At 51.5% G+C, this 13,069-nt stretch carries 10 protein-coding genes and 2 pseudogenes; 8 read left to right on the plus strand and 4 right to left on the minus strand.

The window, feature by feature from the left end; translation table 11 throughout:
- Positions 1-2: 2 nt before the first annotated feature.
- Positions 3-2,055: pseudogene (helD, locus tag ACQ86O_RS22340) on the minus strand (DNA helicase IV).
- A gap of 307 nt (positions 2,056-2,362) precedes the next feature.
- Between helD and ACQ86O_RS22345 the strand changes: the two are divergent.
- Positions 2,363-2,815, plus strand: coding sequence for a YccF domain-containing protein (locus ACQ86O_RS22345; RefSeq protein WP_431222905.1), 453 nt, complete (start codon positions 2,363-2,365; stop codon positions 2,813-2,815).
- A 26-nt stretch (positions 2,816-2,841) separates the two neighbouring features.
- Positions 2,842-4,977 (plus strand): YccS family putative transporter, encoded by a 2,136-nt coding sequence (gene yccS / locus ACQ86O_RS22350; protein WP_431222906.1) that lies wholly within the window; start codon positions 2,842-2,844, stop codon positions 4,975-4,977.
- Here the strand turns inward: yccS and ACQ86O_RS22355 are convergent.
- A complete protein-coding gene (locus ACQ86O_RS22355) occupies positions 4,974-5,636 on the minus strand; it encodes a TfoX/Sxy family DNA transformation protein (protein WP_431222907.1) in 663 nt (220 codons plus the stop codon). The two genes, yccS and ACQ86O_RS22355, sit on opposite strands and share 4 nt — an antisense overlap.
- A gap of 232 nt (positions 5,637-5,868) precedes the next feature.
- Here ACQ86O_RS22355 and sulA point away from each other — a divergent pair, with 232 nt between their 5' ends.
- Together sulA and ompA are read left to right on the plus strand one after the other, a co-directional pair.
- Positions 5,869-6,375, plus strand: a complete 507-nt coding sequence (sulA, locus tag ACQ86O_RS22360) for an SOS-induced cell division inhibitor SulA (RefSeq protein WP_431222908.1) — start codon at positions 5,869-5,871, stop codon at positions 6,373-6,375.
- Positions 6,376-6,733: 358 nt separating this feature from the next.
- Entirely contained in the window at positions 6,734-7,813 is a 1,080-nt protein-coding gene (gene ompA / locus ACQ86O_RS22365; protein WP_431222909.1) for a porin OmpA, read from the plus strand.
- A gap of 74 nt (positions 7,814-7,887) precedes the next feature.
- Here the strand turns inward: ompA and matP are convergent, their stop codons facing one another.
- A complete protein-coding gene (gene matP / locus ACQ86O_RS22370) occupies positions 7,888-8,346 on the minus strand; it encodes a macrodomain Ter protein MatP (RefSeq protein ID WP_431222910.1) in 459 nt (152 codons plus the stop codon).
- A 208-nt stretch (positions 8,347-8,554) separates the two neighbouring features.
- Between matP and ACQ86O_RS22375 the strand changes: the two genes are divergently transcribed.
- The 4 genes and pseudogenes from ACQ86O_RS22375 (at position 8,555) to fabF (ending at position 12,817) form a co-directional block, all read left to right on the plus strand.
- The gene (locus tag ACQ86O_RS22375) at positions 8,555-10,303 is read left to right on the plus strand and encodes an AAA family ATPase (protein WP_431222911.1); all 1,749 of its coding nucleotides are present in this window, start codon (positions 8,555-8,557) and stop codon (positions 10,301-10,303) included.
- A 68-nt stretch (positions 10,304-10,371) separates the two neighbouring features.
- Positions 10,372-10,890, plus strand: coding sequence for a bifunctional 3-hydroxydecanoyl-ACP dehydratase/trans-2-decenoyl-ACP isomerase (gene fabA, locus ACQ86O_RS22380; RefSeq protein WP_142011737.1), 519 nt, complete (start codon positions 10,372-10,374; stop codon positions 10,888-10,890).
- Positions 10,891-11,022: 132 nt separating this feature from the next.
- A pseudogene (locus tag ACQ86O_RS22385) lies at positions 11,023-11,546 on the plus strand (winged helix-turn-helix transcriptional regulator).
- Positions 11,543-12,817, plus strand: a complete 1,275-nt coding sequence (gene fabF / locus ACQ86O_RS22390; RefSeq protein ID WP_431222912.1) for a beta-ketoacyl-ACP synthase II — start codon at positions 11,543-11,545, stop codon at positions 12,815-12,817. The pseudogene ACQ86O_RS22385 and the gene fabF overlap by 4 nt, the downstream one beginning before the upstream one ends.
- A 66-nt stretch (positions 12,818-12,883) precedes the next feature.
- Here the strand turns inward: fabF and rmf are convergent, their stop codons facing one another.
- Positions 12,884-13,051, minus strand: a complete 168-nt coding sequence (rmf, locus tag ACQ86O_RS22395) for a ribosome modulation factor (protein WP_411753696.1) — start codon at positions 13,049-13,051, stop codon at positions 12,884-12,886.
- Between the last annotated feature and the right edge of the window lie 18 nt (positions 13,052-13,069).

A 13,069-nucleotide genomic window follows, 5' to 3' on the forward strand; every position in this document is an offset into this window, starting at 1 on the left:
CCTTAAGGCTTTCTCTGCAATGGAACGCCCATATCCTGCAGTTGTTCAACAAATACAGAAGGGCGTTCGCTATCTTGTAATAACCAGACCTGATGTTTGGCCCGAGTCAGTGCGACATACAGCAAACGCCGCTCTTCGGCATCAGGGAAATCCTCCGGTTGAGGCAACAACACATCCTCCAGCACAGATTCACGCGCGATAGCAGGGAAACCATCGTTACCTTCAAACAACCCGGCGATAATGACATATTCCGCCTGCTGCCCTTTGCTGGCATGGATTGTCATAAATTCAATATTCAGCTTTGGCCATCGCGTGGCCGCCTTTTGTAACGCTTCCGGTTTAAGATGGTGATAACGCGCCAGCAGCAAAATACGCTCTTCCGGTTTCGCGTACCCACTTATTTTATCCAGCAAGGCTTCCAACTGCTCCTGTGGCAAAATGATGACCGACTTTTTATTCCCTTTGGTCAGGCTGTTTAGCGGTTTTTTCAATTGATGCGGATTCTGTTGCACAAAGCTGTTGGCGACTTCACCAATACGATCGTTAAAACGGTAGGTCGTATCCAACGCACATTGAGCCCCTGGGCCAAAATTATCGGCGAAGGCGGTAGTCAGCGATAGCTCAGCACCGCTGAACCGATAAATGGCCTGCCAATCATCCCCCACGGCAAAGAGATTGGTTTGCTTGTTCTGCTTGCGTAATGCCGCCAGCAATTGTGCTCGCTGCGGTGAAATATCCTGGAACTCATCCACCAGGATATGTTTCCATGGGCTGATAAAACGCCCTTTCTCCAGGATATTGACGGCCTGATGGATCAGCCCGGCGAAATCCACCGCGCCTTCATCTTTCAATGCCGTTTTCCATGCTTTCAGCAGAGGGGCCATCAAACGAATACGCTTCGTGAACAGATCACGAATCTCTTCATCGGCCAGTTCAATCATTTCTGCCTGACTGCCTCCCTGCGTACGCATCAACCCCAACCAGCGTTCCAGGCGGCCAGCCAGGCGCTCCGCCAAACGCTTGTCGTGCCAGAAATCCCCCTCAGGAAGCTCCCACTCCAGCTCCTCGGTCAACCATTGGCGCCAACCTTTGGCCTGCGTTTTTTCTCGCTACATTGCTGTTGCCAGTTTTTGACCAGTAACGCACGGCGCGCCTTGCTGTCGGTTTCCAGCTTACTGATAACGGGCGCTTTGCGGCTCCCTTGCTGAATGATCTGTAATGCCAAGGCATGGAAAGTCTTAGCCTGGATGGCCACGCTGCCCAAACGTTCTTGAATACGTTCATTCATCTCTTCGGCCGCTTTTCGCCCGAACGCCAGCAACAAGATTTGACCAGGCTCGGCTTCCTGGCGCAGCAGCAGCCAGCCTGCCCTCGCCACCAACACCGAGGTTTTACCACTCCCCGCCCCAGCCAGCACCAACACGGCATCCTCACCATTTACCACAGCTCGGCTTTGTGATTCATTCAAGGGCGAGGTTTCAATGGTCTGGAAGAAGTCCTGATGGGCCTCCAACATGCGATCGCTCCAACGCAGGTTACGTTGCGCCACGCTACGTTGCCCATGCTTGAGCCATTGCAGGCAAAGCTGATAATTACTGCAGCAATGCTCAAATTCATCCAGCCGCGCCACGGGCATCGGTAAGGCCTCAAACGACTGGCGGATCTGTTGTTGCAACTTGCTCAGTTCGGCGAGCTTGAACCATTTATCCTGCTGCTCAATTTGCTGAATATGCTCAACCTGTTCCTGCAACACGCCAGCGCTGACCTCACTCATCTCCGCACTCCACTGCTGCCAGGATTGCTGCAGATAATGATAAAAGCGCTGGGTTTCCTGCCATTCAGTACCGTGCAGACGCACAACTTTTTCATCCGGTAGTTCGAACTCGAGCTCCCCCAGACAATGCCCCGCTTGCAGCGGACCTGAATCAACTGATTGAATGGGATCAGGTATTCATGCTTCTCACCGCTGACCTCAACACCGGCATGCAACAACCGCACTCGATTGTATGGGTGCTGGGCCAGATGTTTACCCAACGATGTTGCTTTAAGTTCCATATGCTCGTGCTCGCGCCATGATTATGTTGAGAGTGATAGCGCCAGTTTACCTGCGATAAGCAGTGACACTCTAGCGTTAAAAAAAGGGTAGAATGGTTTTTGCGTTATGATTGTGAATATCCCCTTCTTACTTGAAGTTGCAGCGTGGTTGCCGGCAAGAGTGACCCCCGGTCACTTATCTTGGTAAGCGCCAAGGGATCCGCCTGGCGGTGCCGTGAGCACCTGGATGCGTAAGCGCGGCAACTCCAATGACTTTGGGTATAGACTCACGCCACGATTTGGCCATCATTAGAGCAGAATGACGACTATGCGTACTGTATTGAATATTCTTAATTTCGTACTGGGTGGTTTTTTCACTACCCTGGGCTGGCTGATTGCGACTTTTTTCAGCATCGTACTGATTTTTACCCTGCCCTTGACCCGCTCTTGCTGGGAGATCACCAAGCTTTCTTTCCTGCCGTTTGGCAATGAAGCGATCCATGTTGACGAATTATACCCAGAGAAAAGCAACGCCTTGCTCAATACCGGCGGTTCGTTGCTGAATATCTTCTGGCTGGTGTTGTTTGGTTGGTGGTTGTGTTTGTCGCATATCGCCGCTGGCATCGCCCAATGCATCACTATCATTGGCATTCCTGTTGGTATTGCCAATTTCAAAATTGCAGCCATTGCGCTTTGGCCTGTTGGACGCCGCGTGGTTTCCGTTGAGATGGCGCAGCAGGCTCGGTCAGAAAATGCCCGGCGTCAGTACCAGAAGCGTTAACTTTTTCTCCCATTCAGGAGTTTGTTGTGCTCTCTTTTGCACCTGCAATACGGCGTTATACCTATAACAGCAGCCTGCTTTATAATCTGCGTATATTTATTGCCCTGGCGGGGGCTTCGGCGGTTCCCTGGTGGTTAGGAACACCTAAGCTGACCATCCCGCTGACGCTAGGTGTGGTCGCAGCCGCGCTAACCGATCTGGACGATCGCTTAGCCGGGCGATTGCGAAATTTACTGATTACGCTCATCTGTTTTTTTATCGCTTCCGCATCAATTGAGTTGCTGTTCCCTTACCCGTGGTTGTTCGCCCTTGGGCTGACCACTTCAACCTGCGCGTTTATCCTGCTGGGTGCCCTGGGGCAACGTTATGCCACCATCGCCTTTGGCGCACTGCTGATCGCCGTCTATACCATGCTCGGGACTTCAATGTATGAAGCCTGGTACCAACAGCCTACGTTGTTGATCATCGGTGCCGTCTGGTACAACCTGCTGACGCTAATCGGCCACCTGTTGTTCCCCATCAGACCATTGCAGGAAAATCTTGCACGGTGTTATGAGCAACTGGCGAACTATCTGGATGCCAAAGCCAACCTGTTTGACCCAGACGCCGAGCATGATGCCGATCTTCCCTGGATGGACGTCGCAATGGCTAACAGCCAGCTGGTAACAACGCTTAACCAGACCAAAGCCTCGTTACTTACCCGCCTGAAAGGCGACCGGGGGCAGCGCGGCACCCGCAGGACGCTGCATTATTATTTTGTTGTGCAGGATATTCATGAACGCGCCAGCTCATCTCACGTGCAGTACCAGGCACTGAGCCAGCAGTTCCGCCACAGTGACATCCTTTTTCGCTTCCAGCGGCTGCTGACCATGCAGGCCCGCGCCTGCCAACAATTAGCGCAGTCGGTTCTATTACGGCAAAAATATCTGCATAACCCCCGTTTTGAGCCAGCCTTTGCCCATATCGAAGAAGCGTTGACCCAGATTACCCTGACACCAGAGAACCAGGAACTGGCTCGAGCGCTATCACATCTGCTGAAAAATTTACGGGCGATCGACGCCCAGCTAGCCAACATTGAGTCCGAGCAGACTTTGGCAAGTGGGCAAGCAGAGGAAAATACTCTCGCCGACGATCGGCTTAACGGCTGGAGCGATATTCGCTTACGCATCAGCCGCCATCTGACGCCACAATCTGCCTTGTTCCGCCACGCAATTCGCATGTCCGCGGTGTTGTGCGCGGGTTACGCTTTTATTCAATTCACCGGTATGCAGCACGGTTACTGGATCCTGCTCACCAGCCTGTTTGTCTGCCAACCCAACTATAACGCCACACGAAGACGTCTGGCGTTGCGTATTATCGGGACTCTTGCCGGTATTTTGATTGGTCTGCCGATCCTGTACTTTGTTCCTTCCTTAGAAGGGCAGATGATATTGATTGTCATCTCAGGGGTGCTGTTCTTCGCATTCCGCACCGTGCAATATGCTCACGCAACAATGTTTATCACGCTGCTGGTGCTATTGTGCTTTAACCTGCTGGGAGAAGGATTCGAGGTTGCCGCCCCGCGGGTCTACGATACGCTGCTGGGCTGTGCCATCGCATGGGCGGCGGTGAGTTTTATCTGGCCAGATTGGAAGTTCCGCCAGTTACCGACCATTGTCCGTAAAACATTGAATGCCGACTGCCGTTATCTGGATGCTATTCTGGTGCAATACCATCAAGGCAAGGATAACGGTTTGCCTTATCGTATTGCCCGCCGTGATGCACATAACAGCGATGCTGAATTGGCTTCGGTGATCTCCAATATGTCCGCCGATCCCAAAGCTGACCAGATGATTCAGGACGCAGCATTCCGCCTCTTATGCCTGAACCACACACTGCTAAGTTATATTTCTGCCCTCGGAGCCCATCGTGAGCGGCTTGAAAATACCGCCGTACTGGACTTACTGAACGACGCGGTATGCTATGTTGATGGCGCATTGCATCATGAGGCGCATGACCATCAGCGTATTATGCAAGCACTGGAAACCCTCTCAGGGCGTATTGACTCTCTGGTTCCAGAGCCTGAAAGCAAAGAACAACTGGTGTTGCAGCAAATTGGTTTAGTCCTTGAACTGCTGCCTGAGTTAACAGCACTCAATGCTCAGATAAGCACAGCGGGTTAATTATTGAAGGGTCGTTCGCAGGCCCTTCTTTCCCATAGTGTCTCAAGGCAGGCATCAACCATGGTTTCTTCGAACCATTCGGTCAATTTCTCCCGTTGCGGGTTAGGTAATGCGGCATGGTGGTATCCAGACATTGCCCCAGCCAGCGCTAACAATATTTTCAAACCAAGGTTTTTTTGTTGTTGTAGCAATTTAAGATAGGTATGTCTTGCACCTAACAGGCGAAAGTCATAGCTGTTCTGTATGCCGGCTCGCCATAATAAGCGTTCCATTGAGGCATCGATATTCGGCAAGTCTTTTAGTCTGCCATTACTGCTTTTTTTGACTTTTATCTCTTTACGAGACTCACATAATGCCAGCCAGGCCAGTTCGAGCAATTCCCGGCGAGCCAGCCAGAGTCCTTCATCTACCCAGTAATAGCGCATGGTCATGGGGACACCGCGTTTTAAATAGGTCATATTCACCATGCCCCGTTCACGAAATGTGGGTTCAAGGCTTTCTGTTGCACGTAAATACAATTCGCCATCCGCAATAACGGCAAACATCGTGCCGTCTGCCAGCAGGCCATATCCGCCAAATTGCGAGCGCGTAGCAATCTTTCCCAATGTAGCGAAAGTGGCTTTTGCTTGTTCGATCCTTCCTTCGGATCCTCCTATCATCAAGATCTCCTTAGATAAGCAGCAACTAACGAACACATCCACCGTTAAAATAAACGTAACGGGAACAACTAATTAAGGAAAGTACTCATTATCTCCCCCGGTGCCAATCATAAAATCAGGGCGCACAAAAAATAATCTCAATTATGCGAGGCGTTACGAAAATTTGGGTTGATCTTCTGCTTTGTTGGATATACTGTATATGCATACAGTAACACTACGGGCGGGACACACCATGCGTACTCAATCACTTTATCAAAACCATTTCAGCCGGGCTGCTGTACCAGCAGGCCAAACTGTCGTTGCCCCTCAAGAAGGCAAAAAAAATGGCCTCATCAGTGAACTTGTTTACAGTGAGCATCAATCCGTTGTGGTCCAGCTGTTGGTGCCTTTATTGCAGCAATTAGGTCAGCAGTCGCGCTGGTTATTATGGTTGACACCACAGCAAAAACTCAGCAAATCCTGGCTTCAGCAGGCGGAGTTACCCGTTAATAAAGTGGTGCAGCTTAATCAAATCAGCCCGCAGGCCACCGTCGATGCAATGGAAAAGGCTTTACTGACAGGAAATTACAGTGTAGTACTTGGATGGTTACCTGAGCTGACAGAACAAGATCGTCTAAAATTAAGTCGCGCAGCAGAATTGGGTAACGCATATGGGTTTATTATGCGCCCGCAACGTGACAATGAAGCAACCCACAGACACTGTTCTACCCTAAAAATTCATTCTTCTTTGTATCATTAAGTAAATTTAGGATTTTTCCCATCACTTTTATCCCCTGGAATAACAATCCCAGGGGGATCATGCACAAAGCTTGGTCGGATGCGGTTTCGCTTCAATAATCGCTCTAAATTCAGCCTCCATTTTCCCCTCAATATGTTAGTAGATATGTCCAATTCTGTGTTTTTTTTAGAGCTTTATCACATCACACTTGTAACTTTCGCGCCACGTTGTAGACTTTACATCGCCAAGGTTGCTCTATAACGCCAGAAAAACTGGCAGAGTAACAAACGAGGGCTCAAACCTTGGCGAAGGAATTTAAACCAAGGGCTTAAAACAGCTTTAAAGCTCATTGCCTATTTGGATGATAACGAGGCGCAAAATGAAAAAGACAGCTATCGCATTAGCAGTGGCACTGGCTGGTTTCGCTACCGTAGCGCAAGCCGCCCCAAAAGACGACACCTGGTACACCGGTGCTAAACTGGGCTGGTCCCAGTACCATGACACTGGTTTCTATGGCAACGGCTACAATGGCATTGGTAATGGTCCTACCCATAATAGCCAACTGGGTGCAGGTGCGTTTGTAGGTTATCAAGCGAACCAATACCTGGGCTTTGAAATGGGATATGACTGGCTTGGTCGTATGCCTTACAAAGGCAGTGTTGATAACGGTGCTTTCAAAGCTCAAGGTGTTCAACTGGCAGCTAAACTGAGCTACCCAGTTATGGACAACCTGGACCTGTACACCCGTCTGGGTGGTATGGTTTGGCGTGCAGATTCTAAAGCTCACTTCGGTGATAGCGGCAAGCGTCTGAGCGATCACGACACGGGTGTTTCTCCTCTGGCAGCAGTGGGTGTTGAATATGCACTGACTCGTGACTGGGCTACCCGCCTGGACTACCAGTGGGTTAACAACATCGGTGACGCAGGTACCGTTGGCGCACGTCCAGACAACGGCATGCTGAGCCTGGGTGTTTCTTACCGCTTTGGTCAAGAAGAAGCAGCTCCAGTAATTGCTCCAGCTCCAGCCCCAGCTCCAGTTGTTGAAACCAAGAAGTTCACTCTGACTTCTGACGTTCTGTTCAACTTCAACAAATCTACTCTGAAACCAGAAGGTCAGCACGCTCTGGATCAGCTGTACACCCAACTGAGCTCACTGGATCCGAAAGACGGTTCTGTTGTAGTTCTGGGCTTCACTGACGCAGTAGGTTCTGCTGAGTACAACCAGCGCCTGTCTGAGCAACGTGCACAAAGCGTTGTTGATTACCTGGTATCTAAAGGTATCCCTTCAGACAAGATCTCTGCACGTGGCATGGGTAAAGCTAATCCAGTTACCGGTGACTCTTGTGGCTACCGTTCTGGCCGCGCTACCGCAGCACAGATCGCATGTCTGGCTCCGGATCGTCGCGTAGAAATCGAAGTTCGTGGCATCAAAGAAGTTGTATCTCAGCCTCAGGGCTAAGTAATACCTTCTTAGTAAAAAACCCCGCACTGCGGGGTTTTTTTGGTTTGCTGCTTTACCAAACCAGAAATCCGCTAGTCATCATCTTTACCCAGGATTGCTTTTAAATCCTGTTTCAGCAATGACATCTGGCTGGCATATTTCTCTTTACGTTCGGCGTCTTCGATCAGTTGAACCACAGTTTCCGACAACGTGACACCACGGCGGTGCGCCAAGGCAGCCAAACGTTGCCAAACCAGAAACTCCAAATCGATAGATTTTTTGCGCGTATGCTGATGTTCTGAGTTAAAATGACGCTTACGCCGGGCACGGATGGTTTGCTTCATCCGGTTATCCAGCGCCAAATTCATATGCTCATCAATCCATGCCAGTACTTTGATCGGTTCATTTTCCAGCTTAAGCAGTTCGTCAATGGCTTCCTGGGCAACGCTGTTTTCGACATGGCGAGTGATGAGTTCGCCCTCCCGATGCTTTTTAACCAGATACTTCCATTTCCAACCGCTCTCCAGATTTTCCAGTTGCTGATATTTCATCGTGAACTCTTCTGTGACCGTGTAACTTTAATAAGCATAACAGCTTTAGACAGATTTTCCCCTGCAATTAAAACTTGTTTTAGATGGTTTTTTGTACAGTTGTCGTGCGATGTCTAACTCCCAGCCACAACAATCACTCTGCATGTATCAAGCTGGCGTTATTCTTGTATAATCGCCCTTTCCCTTTTTGACGATTGCATCTAACACTTTGACCAATAACCGACTTGAATGGCAATCTTTGTTGCCAGCCTCTACGCCTTATCAGGCTATTTTTGATTCCGCTGCTCAATTGGCACCCATTGCCTTTTCAGCTATCCAACCCCGTCTGGAGAATGCGCTGACGCTGTTCCTGCATCCGCTCTCTCAGCCGCGATTTATGCTGCTGAAAGCGCAGGAGACCCGTGAGTACCTGGCGTTGATCGCACAAGCGGTTGGGCAGTTGCAGCCGCAGCAGACCGTTGAAGGCTGCCGTTATGTGATTGAAGGTGGCACTGCCCGCATTGAAAACGCCGTTAGTAATGACGAACCTTTTGCTGCAGGCGGTGCATGCGTTTACCAGGAATGGATTGAGCCTGAACAGCTGTTTGGTTGCGTCAGAATGCATAACGGCGAGATCAGCTTGCATCCGGGTCTGATTCATCAGGCTAATGGGGGGATCCTGATCCTGTCGGCTCGTGCCTTATTGGCGCAACCGCTATTGTGGCTACGCCTCAAGCAGATGATCACCCAACGTCAGTTCCTGTGGTTTACGCCAGATGAAACCCGGCCGTTACCGATTTCCATCCCGCCGATGCCGTTGGAGCTGCGCCTGATTGTGCTTGGTGACCGCCATGGCCTGGCTGATTTCCATGATATGGAACCAGAACTGTGCGAGCAGGCCGTCTACGGTGAATATGAAGATGATCTGCAGCTCACCGAGCCGGACGATATGGTGCAATGGTGCAGTTTCATCAATTCTGTTATCGAAGAAAAACAGTTGCCTGCTTTAGCGGCTGACGCCTGGCATCCCCTGATGGTTCAGGCAGTGCGTTACACTGGCGACCAGGGTAACCTGCCGCTCTCTCCGTTATGGGCCTGCCAGCAGCTCTCTGAGGCGGCTCTGTATGCTGAAGAAGGCCAAATCACTGCCAATGCATTGGAAGCTGCGCTGAATGCGCGTGAATGGCGCGAAAGCTATCTCGCCGAGCGGATGCAAGATGAGATCGAACTGGGTCAGATCATGATCGAAACCGAAGGTGAAATTGTCGGTCAGATTAATGGCCTGTCGGTGCTGGATTACCCTGGACACCCACGGAGCTTTGGTGAGCCTTCACGTATCAGTTGTGTCGTTCATCTCGGTGACGGCGAATTTACTGACGTGGAACGTAAAGCCGAATTGGGCGGTAACCTGCACGCTAAAGGTATGATGATCATGCAGGCCTTCCTGATCTCTGAGCTGGATCTCGACCAACAGCTTCCGTTGTCAGCATCAATCGTCTTCGAACAATCATATGGTGAAGTTGACGGTGACAGCGCTTCGCTAGCTGAGCTTTGCGCATTGATCAGCGCGTTATCCCAACAGCCAATCACGCAACAAATCGCCGTGACGGGTTCGGTTGACCAATTCGGTAACGTGCAACCCATCGGCGGAGTAAACGAAAAAATCGAAGGCTTCTTTGAAGTCTGTTCACGCCGGGGCCTGACGGGAAAACAGGGGGTGATCCTGCCGGCCAGCAACGTGCGCCATCTTTGCCTGCGCCCAGAGGTGGTAGAAGCCGTGCGCGAAGGGCAATTCCATTTATGGATGGTAGACAGCGTTGCAGAAGCCCTGCCATTATTAACCGGATACCCCTATTCCGATGAACAGCAGCCAAGCTTGCTGGCTGCCATCCAAGAGCGGATAGCACAAGTGAACCCACAAGAACGTCGTCAGTGGCCGTGGCCATTACGTTGGCTAAACTGGTTCAACCACGGCTGATCGGACTTGTTCAGCGTACACGTGTAAGCTAATCTGCGTCCTTCATTAAAAAAAGGCTTACTGAGAACATGGTAGATAAACGCGAATCCTATACGAAAGAAGACCTCGAAGCATCTGGCCGTGGCGAGTTGTTTGGTGCGGGTGGCCCGCCGTTGCCAGCAGGCAACATGTTAATGATGGACCGCGTGGTCAAGATGACCGAAGACGGTGGTAGCCACAACAAAGGCTATGTTGAAGCAGAACTGGACATCAACCCGGACCTGTGGTTCTTCGGTTGCCACTTTATTGGCGACCCGGTGATGCCTGGGTGCCTGGGCCTGGATGCCATGTGGCAACTGGTCGGTTTCTACCTGGGTTGGTTAGGTGGCGAAGGCAAAGGCCGCGCACTGGGCGTGGGCGAAGTCAAATTCACCGGCCAGGTACTGCCAACTGCGAAGAAAGTAACCTATCGCATCAACTTCAAACGTGTGATCACCCGCAAGCTGATTATGGGTGTAGCCGACGGCGAAGTGTTGGTCGATGGCAAAGTTATCTATACCGCCAGCGATCTGAAAGTGGGCCTGTTCAAGGACACTGAGGCATTTTAAATGTCATCACGGCGGCCCTGACCGGTCGCCGTTTTCTCCCTAGCCATTATTTATTTTTAGTCTTCTCACTAATCCAGTGATTTCAACTGACGATCAGTCACTACAATAAATGTATTAACCTGTGAGGGCAGCATGAAAAAAACCCGTTTCACCAACACCCCCTGCCCAATCGCCCGCTCTTTGGACCGAGTGGGGGAATGGTGGAGCATCCTGATATTGCGGGATGCATTTCATGGGCTCTCCAGATTTGATGAGTTTCAACAAAGTCTGGGGCTATCTCCTACGCTGCTGACACGCAGGCTAAAGTTTCTGGTAGAGAGCGGTATTTTGTTTAAGCAACGCTATCAAACCCGCCCGGTGCGTTACGAGTATCTGTTAACCGAACGGGGTAAAGATTTTTCCCGGTACTGGTAACGCTGTTCCATTGGGGAAATACCCATCTGGTGGAGGGCAGTATTGCAGCTCAGTTAGTCGATCGCCGCAGTGGCCAACCGATTCAACCTCAATTGATTGATGCCTTGACTCAGCGGCCGGTTGCCTTACAACACATCACTCTGGCACCAGGCCCGGCAGCAAGTGAAGCTATCTCACACCGCGCCTCACGCATGCAACAGCATTACGCAGTACCCAACGAATCATCCAAGGAGTCATTATGAGCAGTCGTCGTATAGTTATTACCGGTATGGGGGCCGTTTCTCCTTTAGGCTGTGGAGTTCAGGCCATATGGCAGCGTCTGTTGGCTGGCCAATCGGGGATTCGTCCGCTACCAGAGGCGATAGTGGCCGATTTACAGGTCAAGATTGGCGGCCAGGTCCCCACACTGGAGCAGGATGCCGAAGCTGGCTTTGACCCGGACTTGTCCGTCGCACCGAAAGACCAGAAGAAAATGGATCGCTTCATCCTGTTGGCGATGGCCGCCGCTGATGAAGCCATTAAGCAAGCTGGTTGGATCGCAGATACACCAGACAAGCAAGAACAGACCGCGACCGTCATTGCCTCCGGTATTGGCGGTTTCCCCGCAATCGCCCATGCGGTACGCACCACCGATAGCCGCGGGCCTAAGCGCCTTTCTCCGTTTACCATCCCTTCTTTTCTGGTCAACCTGGCTGCCGGGCATGTCTCTATCAAACACCAATTCAAAGGCCCGATCGGTGCACCAGTAACCGCTTGTGCTGCAGGAGTCCAGGCGATTGGTGATGCCGTGCGTATGATCCGCAATGACGAGGCCGATATTGCGCTTTGCGGCGGTACTGAAGCGGCTATTGATACCGTCAGCCTGGGTGGCTTTGCTGCCGCTCGCGCCATGTCAACGGCTGCTGCCGACGCAGCAGCCAACGCATCACGGCCGTTCGATAGCGCCCGCGACGGTTTCGTGATGGGTGAAGGCGCGGGGATGCTGGTCATCGAAGCGCTAGAACATGCGCTGGCGCGCGGTGCCAAGCCGCTGGCAGAGATTGTTGGCTATGGCACCAGTGCAGATGCCTACCACATGACTTCTGGCGCGGAAGATGGCGACGGTGCTTACCGCGCAATGAAGATTGCCCTGAAACAGGCCGGCGTCACTCCAGATCAGATTCAGCATCTGAATGCTCACGCCACCTCGACCCCGGTTGGCGATCTTGGTGAGATCAACGCCATCAAGCACCTGTTCGGCACCGATGGCCATGTTGCCATCACCTCGACAAAATCGGCAACTGGCCATCTTTTGGGTGCAGCTGGCGGCTTGGAAACCATTTTCACTGCCTTGGCTCTGCGCGATCAAATCGCTCCTGCAACCTTGAATCTGGACAACCCAGATCCAGCCACAGCAGGATTGCACCTGGTGGCGAATAAAGCAGAACCGATGGCAATGACCTATGCCTTGTCGAACGGGTTTGGTTTTGGCGGGGTGAATGCGAGTATTCTACTGAAACGCTGGCAGGATTAATTTTACACTAAAAACGAAAACCTCCGCCTTGGCGGAGGTTGTTCCTTATTCTTGACAGAGAGCCGCTTAAGCGGTCACAGCCCTGTCCTCCATGGCTTGACGCCAACCTCCCAGCCAGTTAGCCCGGGCGTCTAAAGATTGATAGGGACAATTTTCCCTCGAACGCCCTGCAATACCTGCTTGGTAACCGCGTGATTCAGCCCGCTCCAGACGATCTCTTTTCTGTCTCTTCATGCCTCGTTTCCCTCATTT

Origin of the sequence: Serratia sp. L9, from assembly GCF_050632285.1 — a bacterium.
Taxonomy (GTDB): domain Bacteria; phylum Pseudomonadota; class Gammaproteobacteria; order Enterobacterales; family Enterobacteriaceae; genus Chania.